At 57.4% G+C, this 18,158-nt stretch carries 18 protein-coding genes; 8 read left to right on the forward strand and 10 right to left on the reverse strand.

All coding sequences use genetic code 11. The annotated features are described in order from the left end of the window. Positions 1-7: 7 nt before the first annotated feature. From MBOO_RS01290 to MBOO_RS01335, 10 genes are all read right to left on the reverse strand, one after another. Positions 8-655 carry a hypothetical protein gene (locus MBOO_RS01290; protein ID WP_011991266.1) on the reverse strand — a complete coding sequence of 216 codons (648 nt, stop codon included), beginning with the start codon at positions 653-655 and terminating at the stop codon, positions 8-10. After that, the gene (locus MBOO_RS01295) at positions 655-1,266 is read right to left on the reverse strand and encodes a cyclase family protein (RefSeq protein ID WP_011991267.1); all 612 of its coding nucleotides are present in this window, start codon (positions 1,264-1,266) and stop codon (positions 655-657) included. The genes MBOO_RS01290 and MBOO_RS01295 overlap by 1 nt, the downstream gene beginning before the upstream one ends. Before the next feature lie 3 nt (positions 1,267-1,269). Beyond that, a complete protein-coding gene (locus tag MBOO_RS01300; protein ID WP_011991268.1) occupies positions 1,270-1,923 on the reverse strand; it encodes a protein-L-isoaspartate(D-aspartate) O-methyltransferase in 654 nt (217 codons plus the stop codon). A 14-nt stretch (positions 1,924-1,937) separates the two neighbouring features. After that, entirely contained in the window at positions 1,938-3,053 is a 1,116-nt protein-coding gene (locus MBOO_RS01305; RefSeq protein ID WP_011991269.1) for a SufD family Fe-S cluster assembly protein, read from the reverse strand. Continuing rightward, positions 3,038-3,769, reverse strand: coding sequence for an ABC transporter ATP-binding protein (locus MBOO_RS01310; protein WP_048068521.1), 732 nt, complete (start codon positions 3,767-3,769; stop codon positions 3,038-3,040). The genes MBOO_RS01305 and MBOO_RS01310 overlap by 16 nt, the downstream gene beginning before the upstream one ends. 438 nt (positions 3,770-4,207) lie before the next feature. Beyond that, entirely contained in the window at positions 4,208-5,611 is a 1,404-nt protein-coding gene (locus MBOO_RS01315) for a M20/M25/M40 family metallo-hydrolase (RefSeq protein WP_011991271.1), read from the reverse strand. Between the two features lie 51 nt (positions 5,612-5,662). Continuing rightward, entirely contained in the window at positions 5,663-6,454 is a 792-nt protein-coding gene (locus MBOO_RS01320) for an ion transporter (protein ID WP_011991272.1), read from the reverse strand. 202 nt (positions 6,455-6,656) lie between these two features. Then, positions 6,657-8,852, reverse strand: a complete 2,196-nt coding sequence (locus MBOO_RS01325) for an elongation factor EF-2 (protein ID WP_011991273.1) — start codon at positions 8,850-8,852, stop codon at positions 6,657-6,659. 24 nt (positions 8,853-8,876) lie between these two features. Next, positions 8,877-9,491: a 30S ribosomal protein S7 gene (locus MBOO_RS01330; protein WP_011991274.1), complete on the reverse strand. Its 615-nt coding sequence runs from the start codon at positions 9,489-9,491 to the stop codon at positions 8,877-8,879. 5 nt (positions 9,492-9,496) lie between these two features. Then, positions 9,497-9,925 carry a 30S ribosomal protein S12 gene (locus MBOO_RS01335; RefSeq protein ID WP_011991275.1) on the reverse strand — a complete coding sequence of 143 codons (429 nt, stop codon included), beginning with the start codon at positions 9,923-9,925 and terminating at the stop codon, positions 9,497-9,499. A 154-nt stretch (positions 9,926-10,079) separates the two neighbouring features. Here MBOO_RS01335 and MBOO_RS01340 point away from each other — a divergent pair, with 154 nt between their 5' ends. The 8 genes from MBOO_RS01340 (at position 10,080) to sepS (ending at position 18,126) form a co-directional block, all read left to right on the forward strand. Beyond that, positions 10,080-10,493: a 6-carboxytetrahydropterin synthase gene (locus MBOO_RS01340; protein WP_011991276.1), complete on the forward strand. Its 414-nt coding sequence runs from the start codon at positions 10,080-10,082 to the stop codon at positions 10,491-10,493. A gap of 1 nt (position 10,494) precedes the next feature. Then, positions 10,495-11,103: a 7-carboxy-7-deazaguanine synthase QueE gene (locus MBOO_RS01345; RefSeq protein WP_011991277.1), complete on the forward strand. Its 609-nt coding sequence runs from the start codon at positions 10,495-10,497 to the stop codon at positions 11,101-11,103. A 97-nt stretch (positions 11,104-11,200) separates the two neighbouring features. After that, positions 11,201-11,698: an NUDIX hydrolase gene (locus MBOO_RS01350; RefSeq protein WP_011991278.1), complete on the forward strand. Its 498-nt coding sequence runs from the start codon at positions 11,201-11,203 to the stop codon at positions 11,696-11,698. Positions 11,699-11,701: 3 nt separating this feature from the next. Then, positions 11,702-12,598 (forward strand): alpha/beta hydrolase, encoded by an 897-nt coding sequence (locus MBOO_RS01355; RefSeq protein ID WP_011991279.1) that lies wholly within the window; start codon positions 11,702-11,704, stop codon positions 12,596-12,598. 39 nt (positions 12,599-12,637) lie between these two features. Then, complete coding sequence (gene prf1, locus MBOO_RS01360; RefSeq protein WP_011991280.1) at positions 12,638-13,909, forward strand: peptide chain release factor aRF-1; 1,272 nt, start codon at positions 12,638-12,640, stop codon at positions 13,907-13,909. After that, positions 13,909-15,585, forward strand: coding sequence for an arginine--tRNA ligase (gene argS, locus MBOO_RS01365; protein WP_011991281.1), 1,677 nt, complete (start codon positions 13,909-13,911; stop codon positions 15,583-15,585). The genes prf1 and argS overlap by 1 nt, the downstream gene beginning before the upstream one ends. Beyond that, a complete protein-coding gene (twy1, locus tag MBOO_RS01370; protein WP_011991282.1) occupies positions 15,566-16,477 on the forward strand; it encodes a 4-demethylwyosine synthase TYW1 in 912 nt (303 codons plus the stop codon). Before argS ends, twy1 begins: the two co-directional genes overlap by 20 nt. Then, positions 16,474-18,126 (forward strand): O-phosphoserine--tRNA ligase, encoded by a 1,653-nt coding sequence (gene sepS / locus MBOO_RS01375; protein ID WP_011991283.1) that lies wholly within the window; start codon positions 16,474-16,476, stop codon positions 18,124-18,126. The genes twy1 and sepS overlap by 4 nt, the downstream gene beginning before the upstream one ends. The last annotated feature ends 32 nt before the right edge of the window (positions 18,127-18,158 follow it).

Raw genomic sequence — 18,158 nt, forward strand, 5'->3', positions numbered from 1 at the left:
AAGAGTTTTAGCCCGTGGGTTGCGAGGGATCAGGGGCAGCATCCAGCATCGGCAGCCCGTAAGGGCACCAGTGCCCTTCATGCATGAGCCGGCTTGTCCCGGCCGTGGAGGGCCCAAGAAAGATGACACGTTTTTCTGCACCCGTGCGTGCAAGAAGGTCCCCGAGATCCGGTGCAATGATCCCCTCGTTGTTGACCAGAATAATATCCGCGCTCCCGATATCTTCGGCCTGGTACACTCCGGGCGCCCGTGCCAGTGCCGGGGCCGGGCCGATACAGAAGACCCGCCGGCCGGCAAGTTCTTCAGCAAGCTCTTTCATGCAGGTGCCGTGGGACACCATCGGGCAGGCCCGGCGCACCCGTGAGAGGCAAAAGAACGCCGTCGCCACGTTGATAATGGCGCAGGCGGCCCCGCGGGTGGGCGGATTATCGAGAGGCGCCCCGAACATGAACGAGATTTTGGTCATTGCCCGGATCGGGCTGTCCGTGACAAACTCTGCAGTTCTCCCTCCGAACGTTGCCGTCATGCAGGCCCCCCGCTCGAACTGGCAGTTACAGGCATCGGGATCTACATCCAGGCGGATCCCGGTCTCCTCGCACCCGCTGTTGACCATGAACTCTTCAAGCCTTTTTACGGATTCGGTAATGATATCCATTATTCGTCCTCTTGTTTCATAAGCACGACCCGGGCCGGTGCCCCGTCAAGGCCGACAAGCCGCAGGGGCAGGGCCGCCATCTCGTAATTGCCCTCGCTGACGCTGGAAAGATCGAGGAGTTCTACGATGATACATCCGTGGCCGAGGATCTCGCGGTGCACCGACCCATCGCAGACCAGGGCCTCGATGGAGAACGAGTCGATCCCCACGCAGAGCACCCCCTCTCTGGTGAGCAGCTCTGCTGCATCTGTGGAGATATGGGGAAAATCTTCCCGGAACTGAGTCTCACCTGAGAACACGGTTTTGAGCAGAATTCTTTTGGCCCCGCAGAGCCGCCCTCCAAGGTCAGCGGCGGTGATCTCCGGGCCGGCGCCTGAAAGATCGAGCACCCGGCAGGGGCCGATCAGGTGATCGAGCGGGATCCGGTCAATGGTATCTCCCTTCTTAAGATAATGGACCGGGGCGTCGATGTGGGTGCCCGAATGGCTGTTCATATGCAGTTCGCTTATCAGGTAGAGCCCTGCATCCCGCTGGGAGAACTGCAGGGCAGGATCCCCCGGAAACGAGACAGTTGTGCCCGAGAGCGGGCGCGTGACATCAATGATCTTCATACCTTAATTCTCCCAGCCGTACTTCCCGATGAGCGGCACGAACCGGACGCCTTCAATCCGCTCTTCCCGGTACCGGCTGCCGTCGCGTTCGAGAACTACGATATCCTGCATCGCTCTGCCACCCACCGGGACAACCAGCCGTCCTTTATCCGCGAGCTGCTCGGTGAGCGGCTGCGGGATCTCCGGACTTGCGGCCGTTACCAGGATCCCGTCGTACGGGGCCGATAGCGGGTAACCGAACGTCCCGTCCCCTTCTATAACCTCCACGTTCTCTGCACCGACTGCCGCAAGGTTGGCACGGGCCTGTGCTGCCACCGCACCGAGGCGCTCGATGGTGACGACCTTTGCCGCGAGCCGTGCGAGGATAGCTGCCTGGTACCCGCTCCCCGCCCCGATCTCCAGCACCCGGTCCTCCGGACACGGGTGGAGCAGTTCGGTCATGAGCGCCACGATATAGGGCTGGGATATCGTCTGGTCGTTTCCTATGGGTAGGGGGGTATCTGCGTACGCGTCGCGATCGTATGGCGGCGGGATAAAGAGATGGCGGGGCACCTCTGCCATTGCTGCAAGCACACGGGGGTCCCGGATCCCCCGGCCTGCGATCTGGAGATCCACCATCCTGCGGCGTTCATCCGATCGGGGGTATGGGGTTGTCATGGCGCCTGCACAGTCTAAAATCCTGCTTTTTCCGCCACATCGATCGTGGCATCGATCTGCTTCTGGAGCGTCTCGGGAAGACCGGCGATCTTAACGTCAAGGAACCCCCGGATGATTGTTGCCGTCGCCTCGTCCTCGGAAAGCCCCCGTGACATCAGGTACTCGATCTCATCCTGCGCAAGCTTCCCTACCGCTGCCTCGTGCGAGAGTTCGGTGCCGACCACGCGCCCATCGATCTCGGGGATTGCGTAGATGGTGCCGTTCTTAAGGATCAGCCCCTTGCATTCAAGGTGTCCCCGGGTGCCTGCGGTCTTTCCGATGATCTGGCCCCGTGATATAATGGTCCCGCCTTTGGTGATTGCACGGGTGATCAGCTCCGCACTTGCACCCTTTCCTTCGAGAATCGCCCGCGAACCGACATCGATGTACGATAGGGGAGAGGCGACCGTGATCGTGGAGAACCGGGCCACCGAGTTTTCGCCTTTCAGGGTTGCGGTGGGGTACATCTGGACTTTTTTGACCGGCTGCATGCAGACATAGTTTGAAAGGAAGACACCGTTCTCCTCCACGATGGACGCGCTGCGCGGGAAGACCTCCACGTTCTCGTTCCAAGTGTGGATCATGGTAAAACTAATCTTCGCATCTTTTTTGATGTAGAACTCGGACACCCCGTAATGTTTTGCCCCTTCCCCGATGTTGCCGCTGCTTGCACAGCCCGAAATCATATGGAGTTCGGCGCCCTCTTCGGCGATAATGATGTTATGCACATGCTGGATGGTCTCGCGGCCGAGGTACAGGCAGGCCTGGATCGGGAGGATGTTCTTTGACCCTTTGTGGGCGATAATCACGTAGCCCTTGGGGTCAGGCTGTTCCGCCACATACTGTGTGATCTCGTCCTTGTCCTTTGAGACCGCCTTCCAGAGGAAATCCTTAAGCCAGGCGTGCTTTTCCATCGCTTTTTTAAACGAGAGGACTTCAATCCCCTCCTGCCGGCACTCGGACTCTACGATGTTCTGATCCACCTGGAGGTAGCTGCCGCACCGGTTCTCAAGGTCAAAATCGATCCCCGACTGGACGATCCGTTCCTGGTCGTCCTTTGCGATTCCCGGTGCGTTCAGCTGCGCCGACATTCCCGACACTCCGTATATCCTCTCTGTTTGATGTCCTTTAAGATCTCCCGGGGATTCCCATGGCAGGTTATCATGCCGTCGCACATCACGTGCCCCTTGTCCGCGTCAACATAGTCGAGGATGAACCCCGTGTGGGTAATCACAAGGCCGCTTTTCTCTCGTTTTGCCATGCGCTTGTCTTTTTCGAGCAGGTCGCCGATGGCCTTCCCGATGAGTGAGATATTTTCGAGGTCTACTCCGCTTTCGGGCTCATCGAGCATGACAAAACCCGGGTTCTGGATCATGAGCTGGAGCACCTCGCTTCTCTTGATCTCCCCCCCTGAGAATCCCTTGTTGATGTCCCGTTCCAGGAACCCTCCCATATGCACGGAATCTGCAAGAGCCGGAAGATCGACCGTCTTGTCGTGCGAGATTGCGGTGAGGAGCTTCCCCAGCTTGAGCCCCGAGATCGTGGGCGGGCGCTGGAAGAGCATGCCGATCCCGCGTTTTGCCCGCTCGTCCGCGTGCATCGCGGTCACATCCTCGCCGTTGAGGGTGATCTCTCCTTTCGTTATTTTATAGCCGGAAAATCCCATCAGCGTCATTAAAAGCGTGGTCTTCCCGGAGCCGTTGGGGCCCATGAGCACGTGAGTCTCCCCGGCATCGATGTGGAGGTTGATGCCATGCAGCACCTCCTTTTCACCGACATTCACATGCAGATCCCTGATGTCCAGCATACCAAATCGCATAGTGTATGTGGATGGCTGCATTAAACGGTTTTTACTGTACTAAGGGGGAGGGTCGCATTCCCGGGAACGCGACCGACCCGACCGGTCCTGCAATCGATCGGTCCGATCATTTTTTTGCGGAGCAGCAAGCGGGGGGTGGGGGGCTACCTCCGATCCCGCTGTACGATCGGTTGCCCCGACCGATTCCGGAATTGATCGGTCCGGCTCATTTCAGAAACGATCGGACCGATCACCCCGCTTTACCTGAACCTCCAGTAGAAGCACATGGGGAGATACTGGAAAAAAGAGGTCACCCCGACCGATTTTGAAATCGGTCGGACCGATCATTTTTTTTGCGGAGCGCAGAGTGGGAGGAGGAGGGTGACCGAATTTTTTAAAGGTGGGGGGTCCTCCCACCTTTTTTCCCCAGAAATCCCCGGGCCGGTGTTAACCGGCCCGGCTTTTTCCCAACAGCGTAAGGAACAGGGCCTGCGCCACGATCGTCAGTTCCAGATCGTGGAGATCCACGCTCTCGTTGGTTCCGTGGATCCGTGAACCGGCCGCATCCTCGGGGCCCCAGAGGATAAATTCTGCCCGGGGGACGGCCACTTGGAGTGTGCGGAGCAGGGGAATTGATCCCCCGGTCCCTTTCTCAAGGACCGGCCGGTTAAAGGCCTCTGCGAGCGCAGCCCGGGCTGCGGCATACCCGGGGCCATCGGTCGGACAGGCAAATCCCGGGGATCGGCTTACTTCCTGCACAGTTACCCGGGCATTCCATGGCGCAACCGAACGGAGATGCTCCATCAGAGCGGATAGTTCGTGCCCCGCATCTGCACCCGGGGCAATGCGCAAGCTGATCTTTGCGGAAGCCCGGGGAATCAGGATATTTGCAGACGCTTTTATCGAAGGTGCATCGATCCCGATCACGGTCAGGGACGGCCGGGTCCAGAGCCGGTCGCCGATCGTGCCGGTGCCGATCAGATCCACTCCGTTGAGCACTCCCGCACTATCCCGGTAATCTGCCTCCGGGTAATCACCGTTCCCGGGTGGGTCCGGCCGGAGCCCCGGCACCGCAACATCGCCCCGGGCATCGTGCAGTGTAGCAAGGATCCGGATCAGCGCCACCAGTGCATCGGGCGCGGCTCCGCCAAACATGCCCGAGTGCACCGGGTGATCGAGGGTCGAGACTTCGATGATGCAGGAGACCTCTCCCCGCAGGGAGGTGGTAAGCGCCGGTTCGCCCGCAGTGAGGTTGCCGTTGTCCTCGATAATAAACGCGTCGCACGAAAAGAGGTCCGGGCGGGAGGCAATGAGCGCCTCGATATGGCTGGAGGTTTCCTCCTCACCCTCGATTAAGACCTTTACCCCCACCGGGGGTTTGCCATCAAAGACTCGCAGGGATGCTGCAATGAGCATGATACCTGATTTGTCGTCCGCTGAGCCGCGCCCGAAAAGGCGCCCGTTTATCTCCTGCGGGTTCCAGGGATCGGTTGTCCACCCGTCTTCCTTTTTTGCCGGCTGGACATCGTAGTGGGCGTACATCAGGACCGTTGGCATCCCGTGCGGGGCCGGGATCTCGCCGTACACGGCAGGATAACCCCCCGGGACATCGATGAGCTGGGCATTATCCAGCCTGTACTCCCTGAGTATGGCTGCGGTTGCATCCGCCATTGCACGGACCGGCTCTTCCGGATAGCCCGGAAAGGCAACAGAGGGATACCGGATGAGTTTTTCGAGATCGGTTACAATGCCGGGCATCAGAGCCCGGGTCTTTGCCGGAATATCGTTGGATGAGAACTGGTCAAATATGGAATTCACCCCGGGTAATTGCGGGTACTCTGCCTGTTCCACTCTCGTTGTTATGGCATTTAGGGCTTGCGAACCCGACAGACACCGGGGATCCTATCGTGACTGTTTTTTGAGTTCCTGCTCGATCCGGTCTAGGCGGTCCAGGATCTCCGCATTCTGCCGGGCCTGTTCCTTTTGGGCATCCTGATTTGTGGGATCCGGCGCCTTTGTCTCCTCCGGTGCCGCATTCACTGCCGGCGCTACGAGCTTGTGAGCGATGAAACCAGCGAGAGTGCCAAAAAGCCCCACTCCCGTGGTCATGACCAGGACACCAACCAGCCTTCCTGCAGAGGTTACCGGGTACCGGTCACCATACCCCACGGTGGTGATGGTGACGTACACCCACCACATCGCATCTGAAGCTGTCTTTATGTTTGCGTTTGGCGCCGGGCTCTCGGCAATCAGGATAAGGATTCCACCGCATTCTATCACAAGGATTACACAGAAGATGACGATGTAAAGTACGCTTTCGGCCCGGTGCCGGGCAATCTGGGCAGAGATGTTTTTTACCCCGTATTTTTTGAGCAGATGATACGCCTTGACGATCCGAAACAGGCGCAGGATCCGCAGGAAGGGGACACTTGCAAGAAGGTCGGCCCATCCCCAGTCAAAGAAGAAATAATGTTTTTTTGACCCGGCAGACAGGAGGCGGAACACGAAGTCTGCAAGGAAGATGATGGTCAGGAAGAAGTTGGTGATCTGGACAACGCCAACGGCCTGGGGGTTCAGGCCGGGGATCAGGGTGACAAAGAGGTTGATAACCGAGAGCACCGAGACAAAGATGATGAAGATCTCGTATCCGGGATCTTTGAGATCAATGAGCTCTGATACCGGAACTTCCCCCATGGGTACACCGTCCTGGTAATCGTTATTCGGTGTCCGGGATATAAAAGTGGAGGGGATCTGTTCCGGAGGAGCAGGTTCTACCGCTCCCATTTGCATCGAATGCCCGATACAGACCCGGAGAGGGCGGTTCGCGTGCCCTGCCCACTCGTGAGGTGTGGATTGGGGCAGCGGGGACGAAAAATGATACCGGGAAAAAGAGAGATTATACGGACAGGTAGTCCGACGGAGTCGGCATCTGTTCCTTGAGGCCTTTTCTCTTGCGGATTGCCACAACTACGTCTTTAACGAGGTTGTTTGGCACGAGTTCAAAGCCGGCAAACTCGGTGTTCCACATGGCACGGCCTTCGGTGGCGGACCGGATGTCACCTGCAAACCCGAAGAGCTCGGCAACCGGGGCTTTCCCGACTACCGTGATCGTGTCGCCTTCACTCTGCATATCAAAGACCTGACCGCGCCGTCCCTGAATCTGGGAGGTAGCAGCACCCATCTGGTCCATCGGGACCGAGATCTGGATCTTCTGGACCGGCTCGAGGAGCGAGTCGCCGGCGATCAGCATGCCGCCCTTGATTGCGCCACGGACTGCGGGGATGACCTGCGCCGGGCCACGGTGGATGGCATCCTCGTGGAGCTTGACATCGGTCAAGGTCATCTTGAGGTTCTGGACCGGCTCGTCAGCGAGCGGGCCACCGGCAAGGGCCTCATTGATACCTTCGATGATGAGTTCCATCGTTTCGTTGAGGTACTGGATACCCTTGGTCATATCGATGAGCATGTTCGTGCCCTTGATATGCTTGACGTTTTTGGCCTCGTCCTTGTCCATACCTGCCTTTAAGAGCACGTCACGGCGTTCGATGGCCTGCTGGTTCATCGTGATTTCGCCGGCTTTAATCAGGTTCACGATCTCTTCGGGCAGGGGCTCGAGGGTGAAGTAGAACCGGTTGTGCCGGTTCGGGGACTTGCCTTCGACATCTTCTACCTTACCGGTAACGGTTTCACGGTACACCACGATCGGTTCGGAGGTGACGATCTCGACACCCTTGTCGCGCTTGATACGGCCGGTAACGATCTCAAGGTGCAGTTCGCCCATACCGGAGATCAGGTGCTCGCCGGTCTCTTCGTTGATGGCAATACCGAGCGTCGGATCTTCTTTTGCAACCTGCCTGAGCACTTCAACGAGCTTTGGCAGATCCTTCATGTTCTTTGCCTCGACGGCAACGGTCATGACCGGTTCACTGTAGTGCTTGAGCGACTCAAACGGCGACATCTCCATGAGGGAGGTGACGGTCGAACCGACAATCGCGTCTTTCAGGCCCGTGACTGCCGCAATGTTTCCTGCGACAATCTCCTCGACTTCGACACGCTTCGGGCCCATGAAGATACCGACCTGCTGGAGACGGTTCTCCTTTTTTGCGGAACCCATCACATAGAGCCCGTCACCGCGCCGGAGCGTACCGGAGAAGAGACGGCCGGTTGCCACTTCGCCCGCATGCGGGTCAAAGGAGATATCGGTAACCATCATCGTTGCCGGCCCGTTCGGGTCGCAGGCGAGCATGGCCTTGCCTTCCTTGGTGGAGTGGTCTCCATGCCAGATGACGTTCACACGCCGGGGCTGGGCCTCGAGCGGGTTTGGCAGGTGGTGCACGACCATGTCAAGCACGACCTCGTAGAGAGGGCTGTTCTTGGCGAGGTACTTCATATCGCCGGCCCGGCACTTCTCGAAGACATCTTTAAAGGAGACTCCGCCCTTTTTCATGTAGGGCACAGAGACTGCCCAGTTATAAAGCGCGGACCCAAAGGCGACCGTTCCTTTCGAGGCATCGAGTTTCCAGCCGTTGTTGTACAGGTCTTCGTTCATGCCCTTGATGAGCTTGTTGACCTTGTCAATCACTTTCCCAAGCCGGATCTGCATCTCGGTCTCATCGACCTTGAGCTCGTTAACCAGCCGGTCGACCTTATTTATGAAGAGGACCGGGCGGACCTGCTCCTTTAATGCCTGCCGGAGCACGGTCTCGGTCTGGGGCATCGTGCCTTCGACCGCATCGACAAGGACAACTGCGCCGTCGACTGCACGCATTGCACGCGTAACATCGCCACCGAAGTCAACGTGGCCCGGCGTATCAATCATGTTGATGAGATAATCCTGGCCCTCGACCTCGTGGACCATCGATACGTTACTTGCATCGATAGTAATACCCCGGGCCTGCTCTTCTGCATCCGAATCCATAAAGAGCTGTTTACCCGCAAGTTCCTCAGAGATAATACCGGCGCCCGCAAGCAGGTTATCGGACAGGGTGGTTTTGCCGTGGTCGATGTGTGCCACGATCCCGATATTTCTGATGTGCTTGGGGTCCTTCATGAGCTCGACTACGCGCTCTACCGTTTTTTTGCCGCGTGACATGAAAACAACCTCAAAAAAGATAATTTACCGGGCGGATTTTGCGATCCGCTCCTTTTCTTCCTTTTTCCCGACCGAGTAACACTTTGCGTCGCCCTTTGAGGCGGCGATGAGTTCATCGGCAAGGATCGCGCTTGCCGGCTTCTTGCTCTTGCGCGAGGATTTCCAGACTGCCTCTGCAATGAAGCCGATAGCCGAATCAACACGCCGCAGGGGTGCGGTATCGACCGATTTTGGGACGTTGATACCGCCGTACTTCAGACGGACGGTCTCTTCCCGGGGACCGGTGTTGCCGATTGCCTCGACAAGCACCTCGATGGGGTTCCTCTTGGTCTTCTTGTTGATGAGCTCGAATGCATCCCGCACGATCCCTATTGCCAGCTGTTTCTTGCCGGTATTATTCTCGGTCTGCATCAGGCGGTTGATCAGCCGTTCGACAATCATCATATTGGCCTTATTGAACTCCTGCCGTGAGAACTTGCCGCAGGAGTGGGGGATGATCTGGGGGGTGAGATTTACATACCGGACGAGGCTCGGATCGGTCACCTTGACCTCGGATACATCCCACTTGTTAAAGAGCAATGCCTTGCTCTGGGGGGCTGCATCGCCTTCAGGCTGGGCCTTTACTTCTGCTTCTGCCATCATGATCACCTGCGCGGTTTCTCCTTCCTGCCGATGACCATCTCGTGGAGGCAGACGTTGTTGACACTGGTCACGACGTACCGGACACCCGGGATATCTCCCATGGACCGACCCAGACGGCCGCCAATGCCTTCGATCTCGACTTCGTCGTGCTCGTCGATAAAGTTAATAGCACCGTCACCGACCGCAAATGCGGTGACCTGCCGGCCGTTCTTAATCAGCTGGACGCGCACGCATTTCCGGATCGCGGAGTTGGGCTGTTTGGCCTCGACACCGACTTTCTCGAGCACGATACCCCTCGCCTGCGGAGCGCCTTCCAGCGGATCCGACTTAACATCGAGGTTGAGTTCACGGCGGGCGTAATTCTTGTCACTCCACCGGAATTTTTTTGAGTCCCGAACCAGTTTTCTGGCTGCAAATTTACCCTGTCCCATTAAAGAGCCTCATTTCAGTTTTTTTTGTGGTTATCGATAACCCACGCTGAGATATATACTAGAGCGGGGAACCGATTTATAAATTGTGGCATCCACCTGCCTGTCTAACACTATTATCCCTCACCTGTAATAATATTATATCCCTGCCCGGCCAATGATCACCCCAATGAAAGTCGGGATCTATAAAGAGGTGCAGATCGACACCAGCCACCGTCTTCTCCATTATAACGGGAAGTGCGCGAACCTCCACGGGCACCGGTGGAAGATCGAGGTCTGGATGGAAGGTGAACCGGATCCGGCAACACAGATCGTGATCGATTACAGCGTCATAAAGAAGATAGTGGAGAAGTACGACCACCAGATCATTCTCAATAAGGACGATCCGATGGTCCCCCGGATTGCAGAGTTCCACCCGGTCATTACGACACCCGGCGATCCGACAAGCGAACTGATCGCGTCCATTATCCGGGACGATCTCGATAGCGCCTGCCGCGATATGGGGCTCCGCGCGAAAGTAACAAAGATCCGGGTATGGGAATCCCCGACATCCTGTGCCGAGATTTCATAACATGAAGATTGCCGAGATTTTTAAAAGTCTCCAGGGAGAAGGCGTGCGGCAGGGGACGCCCTGCATCTTTATCCGGCTCGCCGGCTGCAACCTTGCCTGCCGCTGGTGTGACACGCAGTATGCGCGGTCCGGGGGGACCGAGACTTCCTGCGACAAGATCCTCGAAGAAATCTGGAAGGAAAACCCGCGCTCGGTCTGCATTACGGGCGGTGAGCCTCTCCTCCAGACTGATGTACTCCTCCCCCTTCTTGCCTCGCTCCACAAGCGCGGGATTACGATCGACATCGAGACAAACGGCACGATCGATTTTTCTCCCGTTCAGCCGTTCGCCGCGGTCTGCATGGATGTGAAATGCCCATCATCCGGTGAGAGAAGCGACCTTTCCCTGCTTGCCAGGATCCGCCCGACCGACAGCGTAAAATTCGTGGTGGGGGATCTCGCTGACTGCCGGTATGCACAGGAAGTCCTCGCACGCCATGCGATCGCGGGGGAGTGCTTCCTCTCACCGGTCTACGGTACTGACTGCGACACAATTGTCCGGTTCATCCTGGACAACAACCTGCCGGTCCGGTTCCAGCTCCAGCTCCACAAGATCCTCGGAGTGAAATGATGATGGCGGCCTGCGGCACCTGCGGATCGTGCCACTTCCGGTGCGAGGCGTTTGCTGCGCCCGGTATACCAGATCCAATCCCGTATGGGGTGGACTAATGGAGATCTTTCGGGGCGGAAAACTCTGGATAGAGAAGAAGAAAATTCAGTTACCAAACGGTGTGGAAAAGGACGCGGTGATCGTGCACCCGAAGGGTGCAGTTGCGATCCTGCCGGTGACAGAGACCGGGTACCTGCTCTTGCGCCAGTACCGGTATGCGGTCGGGCAGTATATTTGGGAGGCGCCCGCCGGGACAATGGAGGATGGCGAGGACCCGATAGAGACCGCCCGGCGCGAGCTTATCGAGGAGGCGGGAGTGGCAGCAGGAAATCTCATTCCCCGCGGTTTCATTTACACCACGCCCGGATTCACAGATGAAAAGATCTGGCTCTTTGAGGCCCGGGATCTTACCCCGTCTGATGAATTCCAGAAAGACGCGGACGAAGTGATTGAAGTTATGGATGTCACCAGGGATAACACAGACGCGATGGTTACCGATGGCACCATCTGCGATGCAAAGACGATCTGCCTGCTCCACCAGTGCGGGGAGGGATAGCCCGTGCGCACACTCCTGATCGCAGCGGGCCTTGCCTGCCTTGTCGTGCTTGCAGCCTGTGCCGGGTGCATGAGCTCAACAACCCCTCAACCCACATACACTGTGGATAACAATGGCGTCCTCTCAGTCACCTGCGCACCGGTCACCACCAACGAGACCGTCCTTTTTTCAAACGAGACCTACACCGAATCAAAGATCATTCTCCACACTCAGACCGGCGATGTGACCACCTACCTGAGCTACCCCGAAGATCCCAAGGCAGTTCTGCTGTATCTACCGGGAGCAGGGGAGAAGATTTCCGGTCACGCAGGGCGGATGGTCCAGTACGCAGCGGACGGTTATGCCTTCATGTTCCTCGATTACCGCGGCCGTGGCGGGGAAACAACCGGGTACCCCTTCAACCCCAACACGGATTACGCGCTCTTTGAGAACAAGGAATGGCCCGAGTACTACCAGACCATCTGCGACATCTCATCGGCCCAGGCCCTGCTCTCATCCCGGTTCAATGTCCCGGTCTATGCAATGGGGGGCAGTAACGGCGGCCGGTATGCAGCGGTAGCAGCAGGGGTTGATAAGAACTTTGCCGGGTATATCGGTATTTCCACCGCAGACTGGGGATTGAAGGATCAGGTACTCTCACAGGGAGGGTCGGGAGATATCCTCCGGTTTGCCGAATCGCTGGAGCCCAGTACGTACCTCCCCACAATCTCGCCGCGCCCGGTCTGGATGTACCACAATGCAACCGACCCGATTATCCCGTTCGCAGATGGGCAGGCTCTGTACGCAACCGCAAACAAGCCCAAGAACTTCACCGAATTTAACGGGGACCATGGGATCAACCCGGATGTAGACAACCGGCTTATGGCCCTCTTGGCGCAAATTTATGGCACGCAAGCGTGAATATGTATTAGCTTTACTTTCAGAGGCTGAAATCCGCTCATGACAGAACCCGTAGAGATGGACGAGGCGCGCAGGCGCTACGAGTTCAAAAAGACGCTCGAAAAACTGGAGGCTCAGGAAGGGGACGGGACGGAGCTTATCACACTCTACATCCCCCCGGATAAACAGATCTATGATGTGACAGGCCAGCTCAAGGATGAGTTTGGCCAGTGCGCAAACATCAAGAGCAAGCAGACGAGAACGAACGTCCAGAGCGCTATCTCCTCGATCCTCTCCCGGCTCAAGTACTACAAGCGCCCTCCCGAGAAAGGCATGGCGGTCTTCTGCGGCACGGTCAAACTCTACGGGGACCGTACCGATCTCCAGTGCACGGTTATCGAACCTCCCGAACCGCTCAATCTCTACATGTACCGCTGCAGCTCGAACTTCGAGCTCGAGCCCCTCAAGCAGATGCTTGAGGAAAAGTTCGTGTACGGCCTTCTCGTGCTCGACCGGCGCGAAGCATACTGGGGATTTTTGCGCGGCAACCGGATCGAGCCGATTGGTGGCTCGACCTCCACGGTTCCCGGCAAGATGCGCAAAGGCGGCCAGTCTGCAGCCCGTTTCGGCCGGCTCCGTGAGATCGCGATTAACGAGTTCTACACCAAAGTTGGGGAACGATCGAGTGCGATCTTTCTGGCCGAAAAGGACTACTTTACCCGGTTCAAGGGGCTTCTTATAGGTGGCCCGAGCCCGACAAAGGAAGAGTTCGAGGCGGGAAACTTCCTCCACCACGAGGTACAGAAACGGATCCTCGGCCTCTTTGACGTTGCCTATACAAACGAGGACGGCCTGCCCGAACTTGTCGATGCGGCAAAGGACGTCCTCTCGGGAATGGCAGTTGTCAAGGAGAAGGCATTCATGGACCGGTTCTTAAAAGAACTGGTCAAGGATAACGGCCTTGCTGCGTACGGTGAGGAGAGCATCCGGAAGAATCTCGAGGTCGGTGCGGTGGACAGACTCCTCCTCTCCTCAAACCTGCGAAAGTCCCGGCTTAAGATAAAATGCCAGAACTGCGACCATACCGAAGAGCGGACCGTGAACATGCCGCTGGGAAAGACCATCCGGGACATCGAACTCGGATCCTGCCCGAAGTGTACGGCACCTCTCGTGCTTGAAGAGGAGATCGATATTATTGACGAACTTGCCAAACTCGCTGACCTCTCCAGCGCAAAAGTGGAGCTGATCTCGGACGATTTCGAAGAGGGTTCGATCCTCTACTCGGCATTCGGCGGGATAGCTGCTCTTCTCCGGTACAGGACGGGATACTGATGGTTGTGGACACGACAGCGGCAATAAAGAGGGCACTTTCCGAATGCACGGGACTCGCGGAGATCCCGCTTGTTGACGGTGGCGAACATGCAGACCTTGCAACGACCGTCGCGTTCGCTCTTGCAAAGACAAAAAAACAGGCACCGGTGAAGATCGCGCAGGACGTTGTCGCGGCGCTCAAAAACAACCGGGAACTCTCTGACCTTGGCGTGACGGTCGAGGCAAAAGGCCCGTATATCAATTTCGTCTTCGGGAGCGCCTACGTGACTGCGGCACTGAAGGCTGCAGTGCAGCCGGGGTACGGCTCCTTCCCGGCAAAGGAATCTCCCCGGATAGTACTTGAACATACAAGCGCAAACCCCAACGGTCCGCTCCATGTGGGCCACATCCGGAACTCGATCATCGGTGATTCGCTTGCCCGGGCGTTCAGGAAGGCCGGCTACCCGCTCGAAGTTGAATATTATGTCAACGACATGGGCCGGCAGATAGCAATTGTCACGTGGGGCTTTGACCACCTCGAACATGGGCAGCACGAGAGCGAGAAAGAGGATGCCCACATTGCGCGGGTCTACATTGCGGCCAACCGGGAGATCGAAAAGGATCCCGGGATCACAAAGCAGGTCGACAAGCTTATGGAACTTGTCGAGAGCGGCGATCCTGAGACCGTGAAGAAATTCCGGCGCGAGGTCTCCCGCTGTCTTGACGGTTTTGCGGTTACCTTAAAAAATCTCAACGTGAAGCACGACCGCTTCGTCTGGGAGAGTGACTTTGTGAAAAACGGCGACACAAAGGCTGTCATCGCAAAGATCGAAAATCTCCCGCAGGCAACCCATGAAGGTACGCTCCTTGCTCTTGACCTTGCAGAATTCGGATTTACCAACAAGTACGTGATGCGGCGGAGCGATGGTACCTCGGTGTACGCGGCCCGCGACCTTGCCTTCCATACGTGGAAGAACCAAAACTTCGACCGTGCGATCGATGTGCTGGGCGCCGACCACAAGCTGATCGGGGCGCAACTCCAGTGCACTATGCAGCTGCTCGGCGAGAAGGCCCCGGAGATCGTGCACTTCGAATTTGTCTCGCTTCCTGAAGGCTCGATGAGCACCCGGGCCGGGAAGTTCGTCTCGGCCGATGAATTGATCGATGAAGTGACCAAACGTGCCTTTGACGAGGTCACCACACGGAGGCCGGAGCTGGATGAGGCTACCCGCAGGAATATCGCAGACTCCGTTGCCCGGGCCGGTATCCGGTACGATATCGTGAAGATCTCGCCCGAGAAGAGCACGGTCTTTGACTGGAAGCAGGCGCTGGACTTCGAGCGCCAGAGCGGGCCCTATATCCAGTACGCCCACGCCCGTGCGTGCAGCATCCTTGAAAAAGCCGGTGCTTTTGAGGAATGCTATGATCTCGCGACCGAACAGGAGATCATCCTCGCAAAGAAGATCGCAAAGTTCCCGAGCGTGATCGAGAAAGTGGTTACCGAGCTCCGCCCGCACCTGCTTGCCACCTATGCCCACGAACTGGCAGACACCTTCAACACATTCTACCACTACGAGCCGGTCTTAAAAAGTGAGGGCGAAGTGAGGGACCGTCGCCTTACTCTCGTAAAAGCCGTGCAGAACACCCTACAAGAGTCCCTTGAGACGCTTGGGATCGATGCCATCCACACCATGTGACGCCCGGATACGGCAAGGGTATCTTTTTTTTTCACCAAAGTCGTCCGCTGCACTCAAGCCCTGCCTCTGGTGCAAGCGGGCGCTTACCGGCGGGGATATGTGCTACAAGCACCAGTTCTACGGAATTGACAGCCACCGCTGCGTCCAGATGACGCCCACCCTCCGCTGCAACCAGCGCTGCCTCTTCTGCTGGCGTTCGTTTGAGCACGAAGTGGAAGAGGAGGAAGAGTGCCCTCCGGAAACGATCCTCGCAGGAGTGCCCAAGCTCCAGAAAAAGGCTCTCGCCGGCTACAATTCTGTACTCGGCAACACCGTGACGGATGAGCGCTGGCAGGAGGCGCTCAAACCCCGGCATGTTGCGATCTCCCTTTCGGGCGAGCCCACGCTCTACAGCCGGCTCCCGGAACTGGTCGACCTCTTCAACGCGAACGGGTACACGACGTTTGTGGTCAGCAACGGCACAAACCCGGATATGATTGCTCGGTGCCGGCCGTTTCAACAGTATATTTCGCTCGATGCGCCGGACTGTGAAACCTACGAGAGGGCCTGCCGGCCCATGGGTAATGCCGAAGCGTTCTGGGATCGGATCCGGGAGAGCCTTGGCAAGCTCCGGGCAAAAAGATCTGCGGTACGGATAACGCTTGTTGCCGGCGTCAACGATACGGACCCGGAAGGATATGCCCGGATCATACAGGACTCAGGGGCCACCTATGTCGAGGTAAAAGGATACATGTATCTGGGATACAGTAGAAACCGTTTGCAACGGAATAACATGCCGGAACATGCACAGGTGCGGGACTTTGCAGAGAGGGTCTCCGCATCGTGCGATTATACCATCCGGGATGAAAACCCCTTAAGCAGGGTCGTCTGCATGGAGCGCGAGGAACAATGAGATTCAACCCACAGGACTGGAAAGAGAAATCCCATACGAATTTCGAAGGCGCATGGCACGATGGCCCGTCGGTAATTACGCCGCCGGGGGAAGACAAAAAATATCCCCGCCTCCGGTACACGCGTGCACAGCCGCACCCGATCTTTGCAACCATCAACCGGCTGCGCGAGATCTACCTCTCAATGGGATTTGACGAATGTGAGAACCCGGTGATTGTGGAGGAGAGCGACATCTACCGACAGTTCGGTCCCGAGGCAATGGCGGTGCTGGACCGGGTCTTCTACATTGGCGGACTCCCGCGCCCGAACGTCGGGATCTCCAGAAAACAGCTGGACGAGATCAACGATATCCTCCAGAGTCACCGGAGCCCGCTTGTCCATGGACATGAGATCCCGGCAGGCGATAGCGGGAATAAAGAACCGTTCCGTCCGATGAGCAGGGAAACCGAAGAGCAACTCCGCGAAACCCTCCATGCGTACAAAAAATCAGAGATCGACGGGGACGAACTCACCCATGAGCTGGCAAAAGTCCTTGGGGTCGATGACGGAATTGTCGTACATATCCTCGATTCAGTCTTCCCAGAATTCAGGTCGCTCGTGCCCGAGTCCTCGCGCAGCACGCTGCGCAGCCACATGACCAGCGGCTGGTTCATGACCCTTGGCTCCCTCTGGGAGCGCACGCCACTCCCCATAAAACTCTTCTCGGTAGACCGCTGCTTCCGGCGCGAACAGGCAGAAGGTCCGACCCGGCTCATGACTTACCACTCCGCGTCCTGTGTTGTGGCAAGAGAAGATGTCACCATCGAAGATGGCAAAGCGGTAAGCGAAGCGCTCCTCTCTGCATTCGGGTACGAGGACTTCCGGTTCCAGCCCGATGACAAACGCTCCAAGTACTATATGCCGGATTCTCAGACTGAAGTGTACGCAAAACATCCGGTGCACGGCTGGGTCGAGGTAGCAACCTTTGGCATGTACTCTCCGTCGGCCCTGGGGGAGTACGGGATCGGTGTCCCGGTCATGAACCTCGGCCTTGGGGTCGAGCGGCTCGCGATGATCGCGTACAATGCAAACGATGTCCGGCAGCTCTCGTATCCCCAGTTCTTCCCGCGCCTTGCGGGGGACCGGGAGATCGCATGCGCCGTGCACCTCAGGGAGGAGCCTGTTACCGTCGAGGGGAAAGCACTTGCGCTCGCAATTGCCCGGGTGGCCGCGGCACATGCCACGGAACAAGGCCCCTGCTCCTTTACCGTATGGGAAGGTACCCTCTATGGCAGGAACGTGAACGTGATCATTGAGGAGACCGAAGCCAATGCAAAACTCTGCGGTCCTGCATGTGCAAACGAGATCTTTGTCCACGAGGGAAATATCCTTGGCGTCCCTGACAACGAGAAATGGAAGGACGTGCGCATAAAAGGTATCCCGACCGGAATCTCCTACCTGAGTGCGGTCTCCGCTCTGGCTGCGGCAAACATTGAACATGCGGCCCGGTGCGGTACCGGCACCCAGGTCCAGGTCAAGATGGCAAAGCATCCCGGTGATATTAACCTTAAGATCGAAGAGTACGCGATGAGGACGATCACGGATACCAAAAAGAAAGTCGATGTCCGCGGCCCGGTCTTTCTGGCAGTCCGATCAGAGATCGCGGAATAATTTTCCCCCGGTACCAATAAGGGGAATCGGAC

Origin of the sequence: Methanoregula boonei 6A8 (assembly GCF_000017625.1) — an archaeon.
GTDB classification, from domain to species: domain Archaea; phylum Halobacteriota; class Methanomicrobia; order Methanomicrobiales; family Methanospirillaceae; genus Methanoregula; species Methanoregula boonei.